Origin of the sequence: Agreia sp. Leaf283 (genome assembly GCF_001422485.1) — a bacterium.
Taxonomy (GTDB): Bacteria; Actinomycetota; Actinomycetes; order Actinomycetales; family Microbacteriaceae; genus Agreia.
This window is the reverse complement of the sequence record NZ_LMNF01000003.1, coordinates 467150-488638: the sequence shown is the minus strand read 5'-3', so window position 1 is coordinate 488638 and position 21489 is coordinate 467150. Positions and strand designations below refer to the sequence as shown.

Genomic DNA, 21489 nt, shown 5'->3' with positions numbered 1-21489 from the left:
TTCTCAGCCGTCGGCAAGGGAGTCCTCTCCGAGCCCGCCCGCGAGAACGTGCGCGTGCACGTGGAACACGGTCTGGCCCGCTGCCTCGCCGGTGTTGAAGACCAGCCTGAATTCGCCGCCCGCGCGCTCGTCGGCGATGCGGGATGCGAGTGCCACGACCTCTGCGAGCAGGGCCGGGTCGCCCTCGGCCAGTTCGACGACGTTGCGGTACGCCTCGGTCTTCGGAACCACGAGAACGTGCACGGGCGCCTTGGGGGCGATGTCTTCGAAGGCGATCACGGTGTCGGTCTCGGCCACGATGGTGGCAGGGATCTCGCGCGCGACGATGCGCGAGAAGATCGAAGGCGAGTCGGCTGTGGGTGACATGCCTCTATCTTAAGAGCGCGAGGCCCGCCGTCGCGGGTGCCGACCGGCACGTTCGCTCTCGGCACAGTCCACCGGCAGGCTGGTCACCAGCGTTTCAGTCTCACGTTGAGCACCGCGAGCGCGGATGGGCCGGCCGTGGAGGTGCGCAGGATCTCGCCGCCGAGGCGCACCCGGATGGCGCCCTGGCGCTCGAAGAGGTCGAGCTCGTGGGGGGCGATGCCGCCCTCGGGACCGACCACGAGAACGAGGATGCGCGCATCCGGCGGCAGCACGACCTCGGACAGGCGCGCCTCGGCCGTGGGATCGAGCACCAGAACGGTGGCGTCCTCGGCCAGCCGGGCGAGCTGCTTGGTGGTCATGTGCTGCTCGACGGACGGCACCCACGACCGGATCGACTGTTTCGCCGCCTCGCGCACTATCGCGCCCCAGCGCTCCATGCCCTTGGCGATCTTCGCGCCGGACCACTTCGAGATCGAGCGCTCTGCGGCCCAGGGTATGACTCCGGAGACGCCGAGTTCCGTCGCGGCCTGCACGGCGAGCTCGTCTCTATCGCCCTTGGCGAGGGCCTGGGCGAGCCAGACCTCGGGAACCGGGGCCTCGTCACGGGCCGACGACTCGACCCGGATCTCGAGCGCTCCCGCCTCGACGGCCGTGATCGGCCCACGAACCACGAGCCCGGCGCCGTCTCCGATCGAGATGACCTCTCCGACGCGGAGACGATTCACGGTCACGGCATGCCGCGCCTCGGGACCCGCCAGCGCCACGCCGTCGCCGACCGCGTGCGGGACGGCAGCCAGGTCGGAGCGGAGGAAGAGCGAACTCATGCTCAGACGTTGAGGAAGCGGTCGCGCAGCTTGGCGAACAGACCCTGCTGGAAGTGCCCGAGGTTGGGAGCCGGGTACTTGTGGGCCTGGGCGAGCTGCTTCATGAGCTCCTTCTGCTTGTGATCGAGCTTGGTCGGCGTGGTGACCTGCACGCCGATCTTCAGGTCTCCCCTGCCCTGCCCGCGCAGATGCGTGATGCCGCGGCCCTTGACCGTGATGATCTCGGCGCTCTGGATGCCGGGCTTGATCTCCACCTCGATGTCGCCGTCGAGCGCCGTGACCGTCGACGTGGTGCCGAGCACCGCATCCCACATGAACACCTCGAGCGTGCAGAGGATGTCGTCGCCGTTGCGGCTGAAGACGTCGTGGTGGCGCACCTTCATCTCGAGGTACAGGTCGCCGTTCGGGCCACCCGCCGGGCCGACCTCTCCCTGGCCGATGAGCTGCAACCGCAGACCCGTGTCGACGCCGGCGGGGATGTCCACAGGAATCGATCGCCGGGCGCGCACGCGACCCTGGCCCTGGCAGGTGACGCAGGGCGCGGGGATGACGGTGCCGTAGCCGCGGCAGGTTCCGCAGGGTGCGCTCGTCATGACGTTGCCGAGCAGCGAGCGCACGGCGCGCTGGATCTGGCCGCTGCCGCCGCAGATGTCGCAGGTGACGGGAGACGTGCCGGGCTGGCAGCACGACCCGTTGCAGGTCTCGCAGACCACGGCCGTGTCGACCTCGAGGTCGCGGTGCGTTCCGAAGATGACCTCGCCGAGGTCGATCTCGACCCGGAGCAGCGCGTCCTGGCCGCGTTCCTCACGGGACTTCGGACCTCGCGAGCCGCCCTGTGCGCCGAAGAAGGTCTCGAAGATGTCACCGAAGCCGCCGAAACCGCCGGCCCCGCCCGGAAAGCCCTGCTGGGGGCCGCGGTCGTAGTCGCGCCGCTGGCCGGGGTCGCTGAGCACGTCGTAGGCGTGGGTGACCGCCTTGAACTTCTCCTCGGCATCCGGCGCCGAGTTGACGTCGGGGTGCAGCTCTCGGGCAAGCCGTCGATAGGCCTTCTTGATCTCTTCGGGCGTGGCGCTCTTGTCCACACCCAGCACGTCGTAATGGTCAGCCACGCGGGCGTCTCCTTATGATTCGGGATTCGCTGGCCGTGGGACGGCAGCGTTCTGTCGGATCGGGTCGTCGCCGGATCGGCGCGAGAAAGTACAGGATCAACTCTCCCCGAGTGCTCGGGAGAGATATCGGGCCACCGCGCGCACCGCGGCGATGTTGCTCGAGTAGTCCATTCGTGTCGGGCCGAGCACACCGAGGTGGGCGAGCGATCCGCCCTGCGCGCTGTACCCGCTCGCCAGAATGGACGTCTCGGCCAGCCCGAACGGAGCGTTCTCACGCCCGATACTCACGGAGACTCCGCGCTGGTCGGCCTCGAGCTCACTGAACAGCCGAAGCAGCACAACCTGCTCCTCGACCGCTTCGAGCACGGGCAGGATGCTTCCGTGGAAGTCGTTCTCGGTGCGAACTAGGTTGGATGCCCCGGCGATCACGAGCTTGTCGTGTCGCGTGGCCGCCACGTGCTCGGCGATCGCCGCGACGATGACCCGCACCACGGGCATCCGGGCCGCGGCGAACATACCGGGGATGTCTGCGAGCCGGGCCGCCGCCTCGACGACGCCGACGCCCGCGAGCGCGGTGTTGAGCTTGGCTCGAATCTCGCCGATGAAGTCGACGTCGACCTCGCCGGGCACATCGACGACCCGCTGGTCGACGTGGCCGGAGTCGGTGATCACGACGAGAAGCAGCTTCTGGGGGGCGAGGGCCACCACCTCGAGATGACGGAAACGGGCCTGCTGCAGCGACGGGTACTGCACCATGGCGACCTGCCGGGTGAGCTGGGAGAGGAGGCGCACGGTGCGCGCGAGCACGTCGTCGAGGTCGGCGGACTCGCCGAGGAACGTCTCGATGGCCTGCCGCTGAGCCGGGGTGAGCGGTTTCAGATCGGCGAGGTGGTCGACGAAGAGCCGGTATCCCTTGTCGGTGGGGATGCGGCCCGACGAGGTGTGCGGGGCGGTGATCAGCTCTTCTTCTTCGAGGAGGGCCATGTCGTTGCGGATGGTCGCGGCCGAGACGCCGAAGGAGTGCCGGTCGACGATCGACTTCGACCCGACGGGCTCGCGTGAGGCCACATAATCTTGCACGATGACGCGGAGCACCTCGAGGCTGCGGTCCGAGACCATGTCGTCACCTCTCTCTCGTCTGCACATCGATCACCCGCACAGGCTCGCGAACGATTGGCACTCCGAGATCCTGAGTGCCAATTATATCTCGCCCACAGAGCATGGGGATCATTGCCCGCCGAACCCGTTCCGCAGTATCTTGTGCTGAAGCCCACATCCAGTGACGAAAGGCCGCGACTCATGTCCGATCCCAACTCGACGCCGCAGAACAATCCGGGCTCGGGCGAGCCGACACCTCCCCCGTACACCCCGCCGGCAGGGCAGGTGCCACCAGACTTCGGAACGCCAGCCGGCGGCTCCGTTCCACCGCAGTACGGCTCGCCGGCCGCAGGCCAGACGCCGCCTCCAGGCCAGACGCCGCCTCCCGGCTACACGCCGCAGCCGGCCACAGCGCCGGGCGCACCGCTGAGCCAGTCCGACGACAAGCTGTGGGCTTCGCTCGCCCACTTCGGTGGCGTACTGAGCTTCATCCCTCCCCTCATCATCTGGCTGGTCTTCAAAGACCGCGGCCCCCTGGTCAACCAGGAGGGCAAGGAGTCGCTGAACTACCAGATCACGATCGCCATCGCGTGGGTCGCGTACGCCATCGTGAGCGCCATCCTGGCGTTCATCCCCATCCTCGGTCCGATTCTGGCCCTGATCCTGGTTCTGGCCATCTGGGCCGCCCAGATCGTCTTCCCGATCATCGGCGGCGTGAAGGTGAACGGTGGCGGCACGTACCGCTACCCCTTCGCCATCCGCCTCATCAAGTAATCCCCTCGTCAAGTAATCCCCCATCAAGTAGCCCGTTCAGCACCGAGCGCCGGCCGACACCTCGTGTCGGTCGGCGCTTCTTGGTTTAATGGGTGACATGACTGCAGCCCCGCCTCCGTTCGAGACCGCATACCAGCCCCAGCCGCCGATGACGCCGCAAGACCAGCGCCTCTGGTCGACGCTCATCCACCTCGGGGGAATCCTGTTCGGATTCCTGCCCGCGCTCGTGGGATACCTCGTGCTGAAGAGCCGGGGCGAGTTCATCCGGCAGCACACCCTCGAGGAGCTGAACTTCCAGATCTCCCTGGCCATCTACATGGCGGCCCTCGTGCTCATCGGCATTCCCACGTTCTTCATCGGCACGATCCTCGCCCTGCCCCTGGGAATTGCTGCGATCATCTTCATGATCATCGCCGCCGTCAAGTCGAACGCGGGCGAGTTCTACCGCTACCCGCTGATCTTCCGCTTCGTCAAGTAGCCGTCTCGCCGGCTCGCTAATCGGTGAGTCGGCGCACGACGGCGTCGGCGAGAAGCCGACCGCGCAGCGTCAGCACCACGGTGCCCGCGATCGCGGAGCGCCCGTCGATGAGGCCGTCGGCGATCAGGCCGGCGACCTCTCGTCTCGGCTCCGCCGCGAGCGAGTCCACGCGCAGGCCTTCCCGGATGCGCGTCAGGAGCAGGACGCGCTCGGTCTCGCGTGTCGCGGCATCCAGTGTCTCTCGGCCGGCGGCGGGCGAGTGGCCCGCGGCGATGCGCTCGGCGTACGCGGCCGGATGCTTGACGTTCCACCACCGGGTGTCGCCGACGTAACTGTGGGCACCGGGGCCCACGCCCCACCAGTCGTGCCCCAGCCAGTAGGCGAGGTTGTGCCGCGATACGAAGCTCTCGTCTGCGGCCCAGTTGCTGACCTCGTACCAGGAGTATCCGGCTTCGGCGAGCATGGCGTCGGCCAGTTCGTACATGTCGGCCTCGAGGTCGTCGTCCGGCTCCTCAACCTCTCCCGACTTGATCTGCCGCGCGAGCTTCGTGCCCTGCTCGACGATGAGGGCGTAGGCCGACAGGTGATCGGGAGCCGATGCGAGGGCGCTCTCGAGCGACGTGCGCCAGTTCTCGAGCGACTCCCCCGGCGTTCCGTAGATGAGGTCGAGGCTCACCTGGAGCCCGGCCTCGCGCGCCCACTGCACGACCAGCGGAACCCGCTCGGGGTCGTGGGTGCGGTCGAGGGTGCGCAGCACGTGGGGAACGGCGGACTGCATGCCGAAGCTGACCCGGGTGAAACCCGCGTCGGCGAGGGTCTTCAGGTAGTCGGCATCGACGCTGTCGGGGTTCGCCTCTGTCGTGACCTCGGCGCCCGGCTCGAGCCCCCAGGCGTCGCGAACGGAGGCGAGCATGCGAACGAGGTTCTCGGCGGGCAGCAGCGTCGGCGTGCCTCCCCCGAAGAAGACCGTCGATACAGGCCGGGCCGGCACGCCCGACTCGTCGAGAACACGACGGGCGAGCTCGACCTCGACCACGGCCTGCGACGCGTAGTCGGACTGCTTGGCTCCTCGCAGCTCGGTGGCCGTGTAGGTGTTGAAGTCGCAGTAGCCGCATCGCACCCGGCAGAACGGAACGTGCAGGTACACGCCGAAGTTGCGGGAGGCCGCATCCCGTGCGGAATCGGCGGGCAGCATGCCGTCGAGGGGGGCGGGATCGCCGAGGGGAAGTGCGGCACCCATCAGAGCGTCGCAGACACGCGGGCGCTGCTCACGCCGCGCGTCCGGGAAGAAGAGCCCGCAGGTAGCGTTTCGTCATCAGCCGCTGCTGGCGACGGAGCAGCGGCGATACCGCTCGATAGAACGGCGTGCTGCCTCTGGAGAAGGCGCGAACGGTGAACCAGACCGAATCGTCGGGCTCGTGGGTGACGACGAAACTCTCCTCGCCCTCCTCCGGATGCCCGGGGAGGGTTCCGTAGGCGAAGCCCGCCTCGTTCGGCTCGTCGATCACGAGCACCACGCGCACGGGCGCCGTGACCTGACGGCCATAGGCCCGGATGCGCAGGTCGGCCGTGACCCCGGCCGAGATCTGCGGCGTGCCGTCTTCGGAGTAGGTGAGCTCGGGGTTGACGTCGCGCGGGGCGAGCGGCGTGCCGTCGGCGTCGTAGACGAGTCCGGCGTAGTCGGTGTCGCTGGGCGTGGGCAGCTCGATGTTCGACACCACGATGCCGCTGTTCTTCTGCACGCCCCAGGCGAGCAGGGTGGCCGCAGCGGCCTCGAAGCGGTCGCGACCGGAGCCGATGCGGATGCTGTCCTCGGCCGGCCTGTACCCCTTGGGCGGGTAGAACATGAGGTCGGCGGCCTGCGAGGCACCGACGGCCGCGTAGGTGAGGGACTCGCCGGTGTGCGTGGAGCGCTGTGCCATCGGCTACTTCTTGTCTTTCTTCGTCTCCGTGTCGCCCGAGAGCGCGGCGATGAAGGCACCCTGCGGCACCTCGACGCGGCCGACCATCTTCATACGCTTCTTGCCCTCTTTCTGCTTCTCGAGGAGCTTGCGCTTACGACTGATGTCACCGCCGTAGCACTTGGCGAGAACGTCTTTGCGCATGGCCCTGATCGACTCGCGGGCGATGATGCGGGCGCCGATGGCCGCCTGGATGGGCACCTCGAACTGCTGGCGCGGAATGAGCTTGCGCAGGCGCTCGGTCATGAGGGCGCCGTAGGCCTGGGCCTTGTCGCGGTGCACGATCGCGCTGAACGCGTCGACCTGCTCGCCCTGCAGCAGGATGTCGACCTTCACCAGGTCGGCCTCCTGGTCTCCGACGGGCTCGTAGTCGAGAGAGGCATAGCCCGCGGTCTTCGACTTGAGGCTGTCGAAGAAGTCGAAGACGATCTCGGCGAGCGGCATGGTGTAGCGGATCTCGACGCGGTCCTCGCCGAGGAACTCCATGCCCAGGAGGGTTCCCCGACGGCTCTGGCAGAGCTCCATGATGACGCCGACGTAGTCTTTGGGCGCCAGGATGGCGGCCTTGACGATCGGCTCCTGCACGCTGGTGATCTTGCCCGACGGGAATTCGCTCGGGTTGGTGACGGTGACGGTCTTCTTGTCTTCGGTGGTCACCTCGTAGATGACGCTCGGAGCCGTGGCGATGAGGTCGAGGCCGAACTCGCGCTCGAGCCGCTCGTTGATGATCTCGAGGTGCAGCAGGCCGAGGAAGCCGCAGCGGAAGCCGAAGCCGAGCGCCACGGAGGTCTCGGGCTCGTACACCAGCGAAGCGTCGCTGAGCTTCAGCTTGTCGAGGGCTTCTCGCAGCGCCGGGTAGTCGGTTCCGTCGATCGGGTACAGACCCGAGAAGACCATCGGCAGGGGCTCGGTGTATCCGGGCAGCGCCTCAGTGGCGGGCTTGGCGTGCGTGGTGACCGTGTCGCCCACCTTCGACTGGCGAACGTCTTTCACACCCGTGATCAGGTACCCGACCTCGCCGACGCCGAGACCCTTGCTGGGAGTGGGCTCGGGCGAGGAGACGCCGATCTCGAGGATCTCGTGCGTGGCCCGCGTCGACATCATCTGGATCTTCTCGCGCGGCGACAGCTTGCCGTCGATCATGCGCACGTAGGTGACGACGCCGCGGTAGGAGTCGTACACCGAGTCGAAGATCATGGCGCGAGCCGCGGCATCCGGATCGCCCTGGGGCGCGGGAACGAGGGCCGTCAGGCGGTCGAGCAGCTCGGGCACGCCCACGCCGGTCTTGCCCGAGACACGCAGCACGTCTTCGGGCTTGCCTCCGATCAGGCTCGCCAGTTCTTGGGCGTACTTGTCGGGGTCTGCAGCGGGCAGGTCGATCTTGTTGAGCACCGGGATGATCGTGAGGTCGTTGTCGAGCGCGAGGTAGAGGTTCGCCAGCGTCTGCGCCTCGATGCCCTGCGCGGCGTCGACGAGCAGGAGGGCACCCTCGCACGCAGCGAGCGATCGAGACACCTCGTAGGTGAAGTCGACGTGGCCCGGGGTGTCGATCATGTTCAGCGCGTAGGTCTGGCCGTCGAGCGACCAGGGCATGCGCACGGCCTGGCTCTTGATGGTGATGCCGCGCTCGCGCTCGATGTCCATGCGGTCGAGGTACTGGGCGCGCATGTCTCTGTCGCTCACCACACCGGTGATCTGCAGCATGCGGTCGGCCAACGTGGACTTGCCGTGGTCGATGTGGGCGATGATGCAGAAATTGCGAATGAACGCGGGGTCGGTGGATGCCGGCTCCAGGGCCTTCGTAGCTAGCGGGCTCACACGTTCCTCTTGTGTCGTACGGCAGGTAAGCGCCCATTCTCTCACGTTGTTCGAGGCCGACGCTTTTCGTCATGGAGAGGAGGCGGTCGGTTCTCCGGCGCGGTTGAATATGGTCATGACTATTCTCCTTACCGGCGCCTCCGGGTTCATCGGCTCCGCAGTCCTCCGCCAGCTCCGACTGCAGGGGCGCGACGTGACCGCCATCGTGCGCTCGCCCGAGAAGGCCGCCAAGGTCGAGGCTCTCGGAGCCACGGCTGTGATCGGCGACATCACCGACTCGGAGCTGGTGACGGAACTGGCGATCGCGAGCGACGGCGTCATCCACCTCGCCTCCCCCGGCGACGACTCCAGCCGCGACGTCGACGACGCATTCGTGACGGCCGTCTTCGCCGGACTCGAGGGCAGCGACAAGCGCTACGTGCACACGGGCGGCATCTGGGTGTGGGGCAGCAACCCCGACATCACCGAGGACTCACCCCGCAATGCCCCGCCCATCACCGCGTGGCGCTGGGAGATCGAGAAGCGCGTGCTCGAGGCGCAGGGCGTCTCCACCACCCTCATCGCGCCGGCCATCGTCTTCGGGCATGGTGCGGGCATCCTGAGCATCTTCACCGACGGTCAGTACGGGCAGGGCACGGCGCCAGCGGTGCAGCTCGTGGGCGACGGCTCGCAGCACTGGACGACGGTGCACGTCGACGACCTGGCCGAGCTGTACATCCTCGCCTTCGATCTCGGCGAGTCCGGCTCCACCTACATCGGCGCCAGCGGCGAGAACCCCACCGTGCGCGAGATCGGCGAGGCCGCCGCGGTCGGCCAGAACCTCGACTCCCGCGTCGAGGAGCGCTCCGTCGATGAGACCCGAGCCCGCCTCGGCGAGGCGTTCGCCGACGCGCTGCTGCTCGACCAGCAGGCGCGCGGAAGCGCGGCACGCATCGATCTGGGCTGGGAGCCGAACGGTCCGAGCATCCTCGACGAGCTGCGCACCGGCTCGTACGCGTCGAAGGGCTAGCCGACCTCGCACACGCGCCTGCGGCCGCGACTTCTCTGAGCGACGCCTCAGAGGTCGAGGCCGTAGGCGCGCGACGGCTCGATCCCCGGAGGGTTCTCGCGATCCGGCATGCGCGAGAAGCCGCGCCGCTCATACAGCCCGTGGGCCGTCGTCATCTCGGTTCCGCTGTTCATCACCACGCGCCGGGCCCCGCGCTGCCTCGCGAGCTGGATCACGAAGTCGGTGAGGATGCTGCCGATCCGGCGACCGCGCGCCGCCGGGTCGACCGCGAGCAGCCTGAAGTCGAATTCGCCCGGTCGTCCAAGCGGGGTGAGAAGCTCGCCGGGCCGCGGCGTCGTGACCGACCCGAGGATGCTGCCGGTCGCGTCGTCGACGGCGACCCAGACCTCGCCGACGGTCGCGTGGTGCGGCACGTCGAGGATCTGCACGGCATAGTCGTCGCCGATCGTGAACTCGAGCTTGTAGGCGTCGAGACGCTGGCGCCCGATCAGGTCGTGCTCGTCGGGTCTGGCGAGGCGCACCGTGACGCCCTCGCGTTCGGCCGCGTGCGCATCCGACCGGCGGCTCACGGGCTCGGGCAGGCGCCGGATGCCTTCGAGCAGGTCGTCGAGGCCCGCCGCGACGCAGATGCGGATCCAGCCCTCTCCCCCGCGGCCGAACGCGCTGCCGGGCGCGACGGCGACGCGCTTCTCCAGGAGGAAGCGCTCGGCCCATCCGGCGACGTCGCCTCCGGTCGCGTAGCCGACGTTGATCCAGAGGTAGAACGCGCCCGAGGGCTGGAGGTACTCGATGCCCCGCTGCTGCAGCAGGGCGGTGGCGGCCTCGAGGTTCTGCCTGTAGTGCAGGCCGGCGGCCGCCACGTGCGACTGGTCGCCCTCGACGGCTGCGAGGGCGGCGAGCTGGGCGGGCGTGTTGACGCAGCTGATCATCGCCTCCTGCGCCGTGCGCATCGTGGTCGCGAGGCCGGGAGGCGTCACGAGGTACCCCACCCGGGCGCCGGTGAGCGCGTAGGTCTTCGACAGGGAGAACACCGAGAAGACCCTGTCGTCGGCGTCGAGGCTGGCGACCGAGACATGGGGAGCCTCGTAGCTGAACGCCTCGTACACCTCGTCGCTCAGAATCCACAGATCGTGCTCGCGGGCGAAGTCGACGAGCGCCCGCAGCGTCTCCACGGGGAAGATCGCGCCGAGCGGGTTCGACGGCGAGTTGATGATGATCATGCGGGTCTGCGGGGTGACGAGTCGTCGCAGCTCGTCGAGATCGGGCAGGAACGCGTTGTCGCGTCGCAGGGGGTAGGGAATGGAGACGGCCGAGATCATGGCGGCGTTCATCGCGAAGGTCGAATACCCGGGATCGGGGATGAGCACCTCGTCGCCCGGGGCGAGCGTAAGGCTCATGGCGAGGTAGAGGGCCTGCATGCCGCCGCAGGTGACCCAGACCTGCTCGGTGTCGACCACGACGTCGTTCTCGCGGGCGAGCTTGCGCACGAGCGCCTCGCGCAGGGGCAGCAGGCCGCCGTTGGGCCCGTAATTGGTCTCGTCGGCGAGCCAGGCGTCGGACCCCGCCTTGAGGATCTCGGCCGACACGTCGACGTCGGGCTCCCCCACGGCGAGCATCAGCACGTCGTCGAGCGACAGGGCCATCTCGAAGATGCGGCGGATTCCCGACGCGGGAACGGAATCGATGTGGGATGCGAGCTGTGGCATGAGACCATTAACGCTACGCCTCGGTCGGGGTACGGTGAAACGCCGCAGTCCGCACATGCAGCACGCCTTTCGGGTCGCCTCGATATTGTCGAGACGGCACCCGTCTGGTAACGTTGCCTGTTGGCTTACGCTTCCGTCCTACTATGCGGAGCGAACTCGCGGTCGCCGGTCGATCGCATTGCATTCATCCGAACACATACAAGAGGTTATTTCGTGGCAAACATCAAGTCGCAGATCAAGCGCATCGGCACCAACAAGAAGGCCCAGGAGCGCAACAAGGCCGTCAAGAGTGGGCTGAAGACCGCCATCCGCGCCACCAAGACCGCTGTCGCCACGGGCGACAAAGACAAGGCCCTCGCCGCGCTGACCGCAGCGGGCAAGAAGCTCGACAAGGCTGCCTCGAAGGGCGTCATCCACAAGAACCAGGCCGCGAACCGCAAGTCGGCTCTCGCGAAGACGGTCGCCTCCCTCTAAAGAGGCACCCGCACGAAAAAAGCCCCGCGATTGCGGGGCTTTTTTCGTGCCTGAAGCTCATTCGTGCCTGAAACTCAGCGGGGCGATTCGCCGCGTTCGGCGATGACTCCGATCATGCGCTCGAGCGAGTAGACCGGGTCGCGACTGCCGCCCTTGATGTTCTCGTCGGTCTCGGCGAGCATCTGGATGCTTCGCCCGAGACCCGCGCCCGACCATCCGGCCAGGTCGCGGCGGGCCCGGTCGATCTGCCAGGGTGCGAGGCCCAGTTGGCCGGCGAGCTGGCCTGATCCGCCGCGCGTACCGAGCACCTTCGCCATGGTGCGCAGCTTCATGGCGAACGCGGCGACCATGGGCACGGGGTCGGCCCCCGATGCGAGGGCGTGCCGGGCGAGGGCGAGCGCTTCGCCATGCCGGCCCGCTATCGCCATGTCTGCCACGGCGAACGCGCTGGCCTCGACCCTGCCGCCGTAGTAGCGGTCGACGGTGGCCTCGGTGATCTCGGCCGACGCGTCGGCGACGAGCTGCTGGCAGGCACTGGAGAGCTCGGCGAGGTCGTCGGAGAATGCGGCGACGAGCGCCCTGAGAGCCCCGGCCGAGACGCGACGACCGGCGGCGCGGAACTCGGAGGCGGCGAACTCGTAGCGCTCGGCGTCTTTCTTGAGCTCGGCGCAGACGATCTCGATACCGCCGCCTGAACCCGATCGGATGGCGTCGAGCAGCCTCTTGCCCCGCACTCCACCGCCGTGCCGCAGAACGAGGTAGGTGTCGTCGGCGGGGTTTTCGAGGTACGAGATGGTCTCGAGAAGGAAGTCGTCGGTGCACTTCTCGACGGAGGACACGCGGATCATGCGCGGTTCGGCGAACAGCGAGGGACTGGCCATGGTGAGGAGCTCGCCGGGAGCATACGACGACGCGTCGATGTCGGAGACCTCGATGCTGGGGTCTTCGAGCTTCAGCAGGTCTCGCAGCTGACGGATGCTGCGCTCGGCGAGGAACGACTCCGTGCCGGACACCAGAACGACCGGCGCAGGGCGCACCTGCTCCCACGAGAGTTGCGGGATGGCGGCCTTCGCCGTTGGTTTTGCGCCGCGTGCAGTCGCCACGTGTCCTCACTTACGTCGATTCTCTTATCGAGCCTACTCGGCGGCGCCGACACAGCGGACGCGCTATCAGCGGCGGAGAACTGCCGGCTATGAGCGGCGTCGTTTGACGAGGTCGACGAGAAGAGAACTAAGGATCGCTACTCCCCCGACGATGCCGGTGAACACCAAGCGAGTACCCCCTTGGCGCAGGGCGATGCTGCACACGATGACGAGCCCTGATCCGAGAACCAGGCCGACGACGATCTGCCACGCCCTGAGCGGGACATAGGGTTTTTCACCTCGTGTCACGAGCGAGTACCGGGGCGACGTTTCGGCTGAGACTTCCGTGCCCCCAACCTCTTGCGTCTGGGCGGAGGCCTGCGCGGAGTGGTTGCACGTAGGTGCCGTCGCTTCAGTACGTGATACTTCACGATTCCGGCCAGGGTCGCTATCAACACCAGTCCAGACGCAACAAGGTAAAAACTCTGCGCCGTATACACGTCGCCGCTCGGCGTCTCGACTGCCGATGACGCCCGTCTCGTCGTGATGAATGAGGCGTACGCGGGCAGCGCGAACAGAAGTCCGCTGAACAGGGCCATGCAGCCGATCGCTGCAGGATGGCGCAGGAGTACAGCCCCCAGCAGAACCACCGCGGCGCACACGAGGGCGGTCACGCTGCCCGGATATGCACCGACCTCGAGGGGCGCGAGGTAGGCGCTGCTGCGCTTGGCCGTCATAACAAGGACGCTGCCCGTGATCACGCCGACCAGTGCAAGCGACGCGAGCGTGAATATCACCACATCGACGGGCGACCAACGGTCGTCGTCGCTGCTCATGTAGACATCATATGCACGCGCTTGATCCATAAGAGACTTGTCGATGCCAAGGAGTCGCACAGGGTGCAGACAAGAGACTCGCCACAGTAGCGGATGCCGTCCTCTCGCTCCACACGATTGTCTCGTCGCCCTCGATGGAGATGACGATCAGCCCTAGCTGGTCGGTGCGGAACACGCGGGTGGCGGTGCCGGCAAGGATCTCGAGGATGCGGTCGTTCGGATGCCCGTAGTCGTTGTCGGCGCCCACGGAGATGATGCCGGCGCGGGCGTGGATACGATCGTAGAGCTCGGCGCTCTGGTCGCCCGAGCCGTGGTGGGCGACCTTCACCACGTCGACCGGAGCGAGCGGCCCCTCGGCCAGGAGCTGCAGCTGATCGCTCTCGCCGAGGTCGCCCAGGAAGAGGGCGTCGAGATCGCCTGAGAAGCGAAGGGTGACGCTCGCCCCGTTGCCTCGCAGCGTCGTGCGCTCGAGAGGCCACAGCACGCCCCACGTCAGGGCACCGAGCGTCCCATGATCTCCCCGCACGGCTTCGTGCACGGCCGCACCGGATTCGATCACCCGTCGCACCACGGCCTCGTCGGCGGGCCCATCGGTCGGCCCGATCAGTGCGGTGTCGACCATTCCCGCCACCGCGGCGACACCGCCGATGTGGTCGAGGTCGAAATGCGTGAGCACCAGCAGATCGATGCGGTCGATCTGCATCCTGTCGAGGCACGATCGGAGGGCCTCCGGCTCCGGGCCCGTGTCGATGAGGGCGACGGAGTCTCCGCTTCTCACGAGCACCGCGTCGCCCTGACCGATATCGCAGGCCGCGATGCGCCAGTTCTGCGGCACGGAGAGCCGCAGGGCGATCGTGCCTCCGACGAGCACGCCGCCGTAGACCCCCACGATCGCGGTCACCAGCAGCACGCCCGCCGCACGACGGAGTCGCGGTGCGTGGGAGGAGAGCACGACCCAGAGCGCCGACCCAGTGAGCGCGACGACGAGAAGGGCGCCGACTACGCCCGGTACCCAGGGCAACCGGGCGCCGGGCGCGTCGGCGAAGAAGCGGGCGACCGCCCCGATCCAGGCGGCGGGAAGCCAGCACAGCCAGGCCGCCGGAACGGCGAGCGGAGGCACGATCGCGCCGAGGAGGCAGGCCAGCAGCCCGACGACGGTGGCGACCGGCGCCGCCGGAGCCGCGAGCAGATTCGCCGGGATGCTGTAGGGCGCGATCGTGGGCGTGAGCAGGGCGAGCACCGGCTGGCAGGCGATCTGGGCCGCGAGCGGAACGGCGATGACGGCGGCGAGCCAGGAGGGCATCCACCGTCGGAGCAAGGTCGTGAGCGGACGAGTGAGCACCAGCAGGCCGGCGGTGGCGAGAGCGGACAGGGCGAAGCCGAAGCTGTGCGAGAGCCACGGATCGGTGACGATGAGGCTCACGACGGCAAGGCAGAGCACGGGCACCCCCCGCGCCGATCTCGATGCACCGATCGACAACAGCACGATCGCGGCCATGGCCGCCGCCCGCACGACGCTCGGCTGCGGAGTCACGAGCACCACGAACAGCACGAGCACGGCCCCGGCCGCGCACAGCCGCGCCACCCGACGGAGTCCGGCGAATCCGGCGAGCAGCAGCGCGCCAGCGATGACGATGGCGCAGTTGGCACCGGACACGGCCGTGAGGTGGCTGAGCCCGCTGTCTTTCATCGCCTGATCGAGCGATGCGTCGACGAGCGAATCGTCGCCCAGCGCGAGCCCGGGAACCAGGTGGGCACCGTCGCCCGGGAGACTACGCGCGGCGTCGGCGAACCCTGCACGGAGTCCCGCCGCCCAGGCGAGGTGCCAGCCCGGCTGCCGGATGATCTGGGGATGACCCTCGACGAAGACGAGCCAGGATGTTTGCGACCCGTCGTCGGTGGCGCGGAAACGGCCCTCGACGCGGATGGTCGACCCGATCGCGGGGGCGTCGGCCGTGTCGAGGCCGTCGACGAAGAGCAGAACCCGCGTCGACGTCACGTCGCTGCGACCGCGGCCGTCGTCGATGCGTTCGAGGGTCGCCTCGAACCGCACGCCCGACACGGCCTCTCCGCCGAATCCCGAGTGCGCCGTCTCGGAGGGAGTACCCGTGACCGAGAGCTGGGCGGTCAACGCCCTCTGCGCCGAGTCGACGAGCAGAGGGGGCTCCCGGGCCGGCTGCATGACGAGCACGGCCGCCGCCACGCACGAGCAGAGCGCGGCGCAGACCGCGATAGTGGGAAGCACTCGGCGCAGACCCTCGCCGACACGGCCCGACGGCGACAGCCGGCGTCTCGCAGCCAGTCCGCGCTGGAGCAGCAGGCAGACGAGCAGCACGGCGACGGCCCCCAGCAGCGCGGCGGCCGCGTCGCGCGGTCGTGCGACGATCACGAATGCCGCAGCCCAGGTGACACCGGCCGGAACTGTGAGGCGATGATCGGCGAATCGCGAGCCCGTCGAACGCTGCTCCTCCGCCGCCGACCCGGTCATACGACCGCCGCATCGCGAAGACCGTCGAGCGTCTTCTGCCCGATTCCCGGAACCTCGAGCAGTTGGTCGAGCGAGGTGAACGGCCCGTGCTCGTCTCGGTAGTCGATGATCTTCTTCGCCGTCTCCGGCCCGATGCGGGGCAGGGTCTCGAGGGCAGCCGCGTCGGCGGTGTTCAGATCGACCGCGGCGGGCGCCGAGTCACCCGCACCGGTCGCCGCATCCCCTGGCGGCTGCGGAAGAACCTCGCCCACCGCCGGCGCATAGAGCTGCTCTCCATCGATGACGACCCGGGCGAGATTCAGCTGCGCCTGGTCGGCCTCCGCCGTGTATCCCCCGGCTGCGGCAACGGCGTCGACGACTCGGGCGCCCTCGCGCAGCTCGTACAGCCCGGGCTTCGCCACCTGGCCGAGCACGTGCACGAAGATGACCGATGCGGCCGCCTGGCCATCGGCATCCGGAGCCGGCGGAGCCGCGCTGTCGGGGATCGAGTCGATCGTGGCGCCACCCGGATTCGTCACGAGGACCTCGCTGCTGCCCCGCGGCGCCAGCGCCGACACCAGCACGGCCACGACGAGCACCGCGAGCACGATGACGATGCCTGCGCCGACCCCGATGCCGAGCCGAGCCCGCGCCGGTGGCGGCGATTCGGCATCCATGCGACCACGCTAGGCGCGCGACCACCGACGACGATCGCCCCGGTGTGCGCACTGTGAACAGCGCGCGCACCGGGGCGATTGGTGAGGAGGGGTGGGCCGCTACTCGGCCGGCTTCGTCGCGATGCTCACCACGCGCGGCGCGCGCACCACGACGTTGACGATCTGCCGGTCGCCGATCGCCCGCTGCACGGCGGCGGATGCTCGCGCCAGCGACTCGAGGTCGCTGCCGGCGATCGTGGGCGCCACCTCGAGGCGGTCGCGCACCTTGCCGTCGACCTGAACGACCGCGGTCACCGACTCCTCGGTGAGCAGGGCCGGGTCGGCTCCGCGCCAGCCGTACGCCGAGATGGAGGCCGGGTAGCCGAGACGCTCCCACATGTCCTCCGCCGTGTAGGGCGCGAACAGGCTGAGCCCCAGGGCCACGGTCTCGACGGCCTCGCGCACGGCGGGGTCTGCGCCGCCGGGGCCCGAGTCGACGGCCTTGCGGGTCACGTTTACGAGCTCCATGATGCGGGCCACGACCACGTTGAACTTGAACGCCTCGATGAGGCCGGGAGCCTCGGCCAGGAACCGGTGAGTGACTCGGCGGAGGGCGATGTCGCCGTCGCGCCAGTTGACCTCGGGGCGACTGGTGACGTCGCCCGCCAGGCGCCACGCGCGTGCCAGGAACTTCGACGAGCCGGCGGGTGACACATCGGCCCAGTCGATGTCGTCTTCGGGCGGGCCGGCGAACGCCATGGTGAGGCGCACCGCGTCGACGCCGTGCTCGTCGAGCTGGTCGCTCAGCTGCACGATGTTGCCCTTTGATTTCGACATCGCCGAGCCGTCCATGAGCACCATGCCCTGGTTCAGCAGCGCGCTGAAGGGCTCGGTGAACGAGACGAGGCCGAGGTCGAACAGCACCTTCGTGATGAAGCGGGCGTAGAGCAGGTGCAGGATCGCGTGCGTGACGCCGCCCACGTACTGGTCGACGGGCGCCCACTTGTCGACGTCCTTCGGGTCGAACGCCTTCTCGCTGTCGTGCGGGTTGAGGAAGCGCAGGAAGTACCACGAGCTGTCGACGAAGGTGTCCATCGTGTCGGCGTCGCGCAGCGCCGGCGTTCCGTCGACAGGATTGGTCACGTTGACCCAGTCCTCCGCGGCGCCGAGCGGCGAGCTGCCGCGCGGCTTGAGGTCGAGACCGTCGCTCGAGGGCAGCAGCACGGGGAGCTGGTCCTCGGGAACGGGGATCTCCTCGCCGTTCTCGCCATGGATGATCGGGATGGGCGTGCCCCAGTAGCGCTGGCGCGAGATCAGCCAGTCGCGCAGCCGGTAGTTCTTGGCCGGCCGGCCTGCGCCCTGCTGCTGCAGGACCTCGATGGCCTTCTTGATGGCGTTGACCTTGGAGAGACCATTCAGCGGTCCCGAGTTCATGAGTCGGCCGTCGCCCGCGAGCGCGATGCCCGTGACGGCGGGGTCGTAGCTGCCGAAGTTCGGGTCGTCGAGCATCTCATCGGTGATGATCGGGATGGCGCCGGTCGCCGGAGCGGTGACGTCGACGACCATACGGATCGGCAGGTCGAACGCGCGGGCGAAGTCGAGGTCGCGCTGGTCGTGCGCGGGCACGGCCATGACGGCGCCGGTTCCGTAGTCGGCGAGCACGTAGTCGGCGGCCCAGATGGGCATGCGCTCTCCGTTGACCGGGTTGATCGCGTAGCGCTCGAGGAACACACCGGTCTTGGGCCGGTCGGTGGCCTGGCGCTCGGTCTCGGTGCTCTTCTGCACTGCGGTCAGGTAGGTCTTGAAGGCAGCCTGCACCTCGGGGGTCGACTCGGCCGCCAGTTCGATGGCGAGGTCGGAGTCGGGGGCGACGACCATGAAGGTCGCACCGAAGAGCGTGTCGGGGCGCGTGGTGAACACGGTGACGGGCTCGTCGCGGCCCTCGACGGCGAAGTCGACGTCGGCCCCGATCGAGCGGCCGATCCAGTTGCGCTGCATGCTCAGCACCTTCGAGGGCCACGAGCCCTCGAGCTGGTTCAGGTCGTCGAGCAGGCGGTCGGCGTAGTCGGTGATCTTGAAGTACCACTGGGTGAGCTTCTTCTTGACGACCACGGCGCCGCTGCGCTCGGAGGTGCCGTCGGGCAGCACCTGCTCGTTGGCGAGCACGGTCTGGTCTACCGGGTCCCAGTTGACCCAGCTGGCCTTGCGGTAGGCGAGGCCCTTCTTGTACATCTGCAGGAACAGCCACTGGTTCCACTTGTAGTACTCGGGGTCGCTGGTGTGCAGCACGCGATCCCAGTCGAACGAGGCGGCGTAGCGGCGCATGCTGCGCTTCTGCTGCTCGATGTTGTCGTAGGTCCACTGGCGCGGGTCGAGGCCGCGCTTGATGGCGGCGTTCTCCGCCGGCAGGCCGAAGGAGTCCCAGCCGATGGGGTGCAGAACGTTGAATCCCTGCTGGCGCCAGTAGCGGGCGATGACGTCTCCGAGTGCGTACGCCTCGGCGTGGCCCATGTGCAGGTCGCCCGACGGGTACGGGAACATGTCGAGCACGTACTTGCGCGGGCGCTTGTCGCCGTCGAGGTCGGTCTTGAACGGCTGCATCTCGTCCCAGCGAGGGAGCCACTTGTTCTGGATGGCGGCGAAGTCGTAGTGGAGGGCCGGGTCGTTGCGGGGATCGTACTGCTCGGCGCTCGTCGTTTCGATGGTCACGCGACTCTCAATTCTTGCTTGGGTTCGGCTGCTGGGGCCAAGATCGCCGCGGTGGACACCCGGGACGCACGACTTCTTCCGTGGCACCGGGGCGCGGCAGCAATCCATCGTACTAAACCTGCCCGCCGCGTATCGTTGAAGGCGTGGATGCGACCATCACCGACGCCGACGGAACGACCCGCTGCGGCTGGGCCCACTCGGCACCCGAGATGCTGCCGTACCACGACGAGGAGTGGGGCAGGCCCCTGCACGGCGACCAGCCGCTCTTCGAGAAGCTCTGCCTCGAGACCTTCCAGGCCGGGCTGTCGTGGATCACCATCCTGCGCAAGCGCGAGGCCTTCCGCGACGCGTTCTCGTCGTTCGACATCGAGAAGGTGGCGGCCTTCGACGACGGTGACCTCGACCGGCTGCTGGCGGATGCGCGGATCGTGCGCAACCGGGCGAAGATCAGCGCCGCCATCTCGAACGCGGGGGCGACGAAGCGACTCGTCGAGCACCACCCGGGCGCTCTCGACGCCCTCCTCTGGGGCTTCGCTCCCCCGCGGCGCACGGTCGCCCCCGAGTCCTACGCCTCGATTCCCGCGTCGACGCCGGAGTCCGCGGCCGCGAGCGCCGCGCTCAAGAAGCTCGGCTACCGCTTCGTCGGACCGACCACCCTGTACGCCCTGATGCAGTACGCGGGTCTGGTCAACGACCATGCGGCGGGATGCCACCTGGCCGTCGGCGAACCCGGCGCGCTGTAGCCGCCCTGCCGCCTACAGGCCGAGCGCATCCAACAGGGGTGCGGCCTTGAGGCGCGTCTCCTCGACCTCGTCTTCGGGCACCGACAGGGCCGTGATGCCCCCGCCCGTGCCGATGGATGCGCCGTCGGCGGTGAGCACGATGCTGCGGATCACCATGGCCAGGTCGAGCGCCCCGTCGAGACCGAGGTAGCCGAAGACACCGGCGTAGACCCCGCGCGGTCCGCCCTCGAGCCTGTTCAGGATGCGCATGGCGCTGATCTTCGGGGCTCCCGTCATCGAGCCGGCGGGGAACAGCGCGGCGACGGCATCGAGGGAGTCGGCGTCCGGCGCCAGCTGCGCGGTGACCGTGCTGACGAGCTGGTGCACCGAGCTGTAGCTCTCGATAGCGAGCAGACGAGTGACCTCGACCGAGCCGAGCAGCGCTACCCGCGAGAGGTCGTTGCGCATCAGGTCGACGATCATGAGGTTCTCGGCGCGTTCCTTGTCGCTGGCGAGGAGCTCGGCGCGCAGGCGGGCGTCGTCGTCGTCGGTCTCGCCGCGCGGACGGGTGCCCTTGATCGGCTTCGTCTCGACCGAGCCGCCCGCGTCGACCCGCAGAAACCGCTCGGGGCTCGCGCTGACGAGCGCCACCCCGTCGATGCGCAGGTAGCCGCCGTGGTGACTCGGGCTCGAGGCGCGCACCGCGAGGTAGGTCGAGAGCGGGTCGGGATGCACGGCCGCGGTGATCTGGTTCGTCAGGCAGAGCTGGTAGGCGTCGCCCTGCCTGATCGACTCCTGGCAGTCGCGCACGAGATGCTCGTAATCGTCGGCGCCGTGCCGCCACTGCGCCCGGGGCGCCCGCTCGAGGGGCCGGATGCCGGTGGGTCCCGGGAGTGGAAACGGTTCGAAGGCGGGGTCGCGGCCCAGCCGGGCCGTGTCGAGCAGCCGGGCCGTGCGGTCGAGCCAGCCCGCGGCATCCGGTTCGCCGTCGAGGGCGAGAAGGGTGACGATGCCGGCGTCGTGGTCGAACGCGATCGCGCGGGTGACCCAGAGCAGGGCGGCACCGGGCAGCCCGGTCGGCTCGGTGTCGACGCCATGCTGGGCCGCGCCGAACTCGTAGGAGAGCCACCCCACCCAGCCGAGGGCGAATCCGTCGGCCGAGCCCTCGGCGAGGGCGACCTCGCTCCTGCGATCTCGGAGCTGTTCGACGAGTCCCGCCAGGTCGTGCGGCGACGCGATCGGCTCGCCTGCTCCGAGGTAGCTCGTTCCCGCGGTGGCATCGACGCCGGAATCGAGCCAGAAGGCGTTCGGATGCCGAGAGTAGACCTCGACGAACACCCTCTCGGGATCGACCCAGTGCTGCAGTGCTCTGGTGAGGAGGCGGCGGGACACTGTATTAG

Annotated in this window: 19 protein-coding genes; 5 read left to right on the top strand and 14 right to left on the bottom strand. The window is 68.5% G+C overall.

The genetic code is table 11. From position 1 onward, the window contains the following. Positions 1–3: 3 nt before the first annotated feature. From ASF51_RS15955 to hrcA, 4 genes are all read right to left on the bottom strand, one after another. The gene (locus ASF51_RS15955) at positions 4–366 is read right to left on the bottom strand and encodes a histidine triad nucleotide-binding protein (RefSeq protein WP_055932027.1); all 363 of its coding nucleotides are present in this window, start codon (positions 364–366) and stop codon (positions 4–6) included. A gap of 83 nt (positions 367–449) precedes the next feature. Continuing rightward, complete coding sequence (locus ASF51_RS15950; protein ID WP_055932024.1) at positions 450–1190, bottom strand: 16S rRNA (uracil(1498)-N(3))-methyltransferase; 741 nt, start codon at positions 1188–1190, stop codon at positions 450–452. Between the two features lie 2 nt (positions 1191–1192). Next, positions 1193–2299 carry a molecular chaperone DnaJ gene (gene dnaJ, locus ASF51_RS15945; RefSeq protein WP_055932023.1) on the bottom strand — a complete coding sequence of 369 codons (1107 nt, stop codon included), beginning with the start codon at positions 2297–2299 and terminating at the stop codon, positions 1193–1195. 96 nt (positions 2300–2395) lie between these two features. Beyond that, positions 2396–3418, bottom strand: a complete 1023-nt coding sequence (hrcA, locus tag ASF51_RS15940; RefSeq protein ID WP_055932020.1) for a heat-inducible transcriptional repressor HrcA — start codon at positions 3416–3418, stop codon at positions 2396–2398. Between the two features lie 180 nt (positions 3419–3598). Here hrcA and ASF51_RS15935 point away from each other — a divergent pair, with 180 nt between their 5' ends. Beyond that, positions 3599–4171, top strand: a complete 573-nt coding sequence (locus tag ASF51_RS15935) for a DUF4870 domain-containing protein (RefSeq protein ID WP_055932016.1) — start codon at positions 3599–3601, stop codon at positions 4169–4171. Positions 4172–4268: 97 nt separating this feature from the next. Beyond that, positions 4269–4649, top strand: coding sequence for a DUF4870 domain-containing protein (locus ASF51_RS15930; protein WP_082480281.1), 381 nt, complete (start codon positions 4269–4271; stop codon positions 4647–4649). A 16-nt stretch (positions 4650–4665) separates the two neighbouring features. Here the strand turns inward: ASF51_RS15930 and hemW are convergent, their stop codons facing one another. The 3 genes from hemW to lepA are packed head-to-tail and all read right to left on the bottom strand — an operon-like array spanning position 4666 to position 8428. After that, a complete protein-coding gene (gene hemW, locus ASF51_RS15925; protein WP_055932009.1) occupies positions 4666–5889 on the bottom strand; it encodes a radical SAM family heme chaperone HemW in 1224 nt (407 codons plus the stop codon). Between the two features lie 28 nt (positions 5890–5917). Continuing rightward, positions 5918–6571: a DUF1990 family protein gene (locus tag ASF51_RS15920; RefSeq protein ID WP_055932008.1), complete on the bottom strand. Its 654-nt coding sequence runs from the start codon at positions 6569–6571 to the stop codon at positions 5918–5920. Between the two features lie 3 nt (positions 6572–6574). Next, positions 6575–8428 carry a translation elongation factor 4 gene (lepA, locus tag ASF51_RS15915; protein ID WP_055932005.1) on the bottom strand — a complete coding sequence of 618 codons (1854 nt, stop codon included), beginning with the start codon at positions 8426–8428 and terminating at the stop codon, positions 6575–6577. Between the two features lie 115 nt (positions 8429–8543). On the opposite strand from lepA, the gene ASF51_RS15910 reads away from it, so the two are divergent. Next, positions 8544–9437, top strand: coding sequence for an NAD-dependent epimerase/dehydratase family protein (locus tag ASF51_RS15910; protein WP_055932324.1), 894 nt, complete (start codon positions 8544–8546; stop codon positions 9435–9437). Positions 9438–9484: 47 nt separating this feature from the next. Here ASF51_RS15910 and ASF51_RS15905 read toward each other — a convergent pair whose 3' ends face one another. Next, positions 9485–11143 (bottom strand): aminotransferase class I/II-fold pyridoxal phosphate-dependent enzyme, encoded by a 1659-nt coding sequence (locus ASF51_RS15905; protein ID WP_162236971.1) that lies wholly within the window; start codon positions 11141–11143, stop codon positions 9485–9487. Positions 11144–11356: 213 nt separating this feature from the next. On the opposite strand from ASF51_RS15905, the gene rpsT reads away from it, so the two are divergent. Beyond that, positions 11357–11617 (top strand): 30S ribosomal protein S20, encoded by a 261-nt coding sequence (rpsT, locus tag ASF51_RS15900; RefSeq protein ID WP_055774365.1) that lies wholly within the window; start codon positions 11357–11359, stop codon positions 11615–11617. Between the two features lie 74 nt (positions 11618–11691). Here the strand turns inward: rpsT and holA are convergent, their stop codons facing one another. From holA to leuS, 5 genes are all read right to left on the bottom strand, one after another. Beyond that, a complete protein-coding gene (gene holA / locus ASF51_RS15895) occupies positions 11692–12720 on the bottom strand; it encodes a DNA polymerase III subunit delta (RefSeq protein ID WP_055932002.1) in 1029 nt (342 codons plus the stop codon). Positions 12721–13004: 284 nt separating this feature from the next. Further along, the gene (locus tag ASF51_RS15890) at positions 13005–13535 is read right to left on the bottom strand and encodes a hypothetical protein (RefSeq protein WP_055931999.1); all 531 of its coding nucleotides are present in this window, start codon (positions 13533–13535) and stop codon (positions 13005–13007) included. Between the two features lie 7 nt (positions 13536–13542). Beyond that, positions 13543–16023 carry a ComEC/Rec2 family competence protein gene (locus ASF51_RS15885; protein ID WP_055931997.1) on the bottom strand — a complete coding sequence of 827 codons (2481 nt, stop codon included), beginning with the start codon at positions 16021–16023 and terminating at the stop codon, positions 13543–13545. Then, entirely contained in the window at positions 16020–16679 is a 660-nt protein-coding gene (locus ASF51_RS15880) for a helix-hairpin-helix domain-containing protein (protein ID WP_055931994.1), read from the bottom strand. Before ASF51_RS15880 ends, ASF51_RS15885 begins: the two co-directional genes overlap by 4 nt. 99 nt (positions 16680–16778) lie before the next feature. Next, the gene (gene leuS, locus ASF51_RS15875; RefSeq protein ID WP_369797326.1) at positions 16779–19259 is read right to left on the bottom strand and encodes a leucine--tRNA ligase; all 2481 of its coding nucleotides are present in this window, start codon (positions 19257–19259) and stop codon (positions 16779–16781) included. A gap of 251 nt (positions 19260–19510) precedes the next feature. On the opposite strand from leuS, the gene ASF51_RS15870 reads away from it, so the two are divergent. Beyond that, complete coding sequence (locus ASF51_RS15870; RefSeq protein ID WP_255354446.1) at positions 19511–20110, top strand: DNA-3-methyladenine glycosylase I; 600 nt, start codon at positions 19511–19513, stop codon at positions 20108–20110. A 12-nt stretch (positions 20111–20122) separates the two neighbouring features. Here the strand turns inward: ASF51_RS15870 and ASF51_RS15865 are convergent, their stop codons facing one another. Next, entirely contained in the window at positions 20123–21481 is a 1359-nt protein-coding gene (locus ASF51_RS15865) for an anthranilate synthase component I family protein (protein WP_055931982.1), read from the bottom strand. Positions 21482–21489: the final 8 nt, after the last annotated feature.

Excerpts from the sequence above, each read along its gene's own strand:
- ASF51_RS15880 (WP_055931994.1), bottom strand. The coding sequence starts at position 16,679 with ATGGATGCCGAATCGCCGCCACCGGCGCGGGCTCGGCTCGGCATCGGG.
- ASF51_RS15955 (WP_055932027.1), bottom strand. The coding sequence starts at position 366 with ATGTCACCCACAGCCGACTCGCCTTCGATCTTCTCGCGCATCGTCGCG.
- hemW (WP_055932009.1), bottom strand. The coding sequence starts at position 5,889 with ATGGGTGCCGCACTTCCCCTCGGCGATCCCGCCCCCCTCGACGGCATG.
- ASF51_RS15935 (WP_055932016.1), top strand. The coding sequence starts at position 3,599 with ATGTCCGATCCCAACTCGACGCCGCAGAACAATCCGGGCTCGGGCGAG.
- ASF51_RS15930 (WP_082480281.1), top strand. The coding sequence starts at position 4,269 with ATGACTGCAGCCCCGCCTCCGTTCGAGACCGCATACCAGCCCCAGCCG.
- leuS (WP_369797326.1), bottom strand. The coding sequence starts at position 19,259 with ATGCAGCCGTTCAAGACCGACCTCGACGGCGACAAGCGCCCGCGCAAG.
- ASF51_RS15910 (WP_055932324.1), top strand. The coding sequence starts at position 8,544 with ATGACTATTCTCCTTACCGGCGCCTCCGGGTTCATCGGCTCCGCAGTC.
- ASF51_RS15890 (WP_055931999.1), bottom strand. The coding sequence starts at position 13,535 with ATGAGCAGCGACGACGACCGTTGGTCGCCCGTCGATGTGGTGATATTC.
- ASF51_RS15920 (WP_055932008.1), bottom strand. The coding sequence starts at position 6,571 with ATGGCACAGCGCTCCACGCACACCGGCGAGTCCCTCACCTACGCGGCC.
- ASF51_RS15885 (WP_055931997.1), bottom strand. The coding sequence starts at position 16,023 with ATGACCGGGTCGGCGGCGGAGGAGCAGCGTTCGACGGGCTCGCGATTC.
- hrcA (WP_055932020.1), bottom strand. The coding sequence starts at position 3,418 with ATGGTCTCGGACCGCAGCCTCGAGGTGCTCCGCGTCATCGTGCAAGAT.
- ASF51_RS15950 (WP_055932024.1), bottom strand. The coding sequence starts at position 1,190 with ATGAGTTCGCTCTTCCTCCGCTCCGACCTGGCTGCCGTCCCGCACGCG.
- ASF51_RS15905 (WP_162236971.1), bottom strand. The coding sequence starts at position 11,143 with ATGCCACAGCTCGCATCCCACATCGATTCCGTTCCCGCGTCGGGAATC.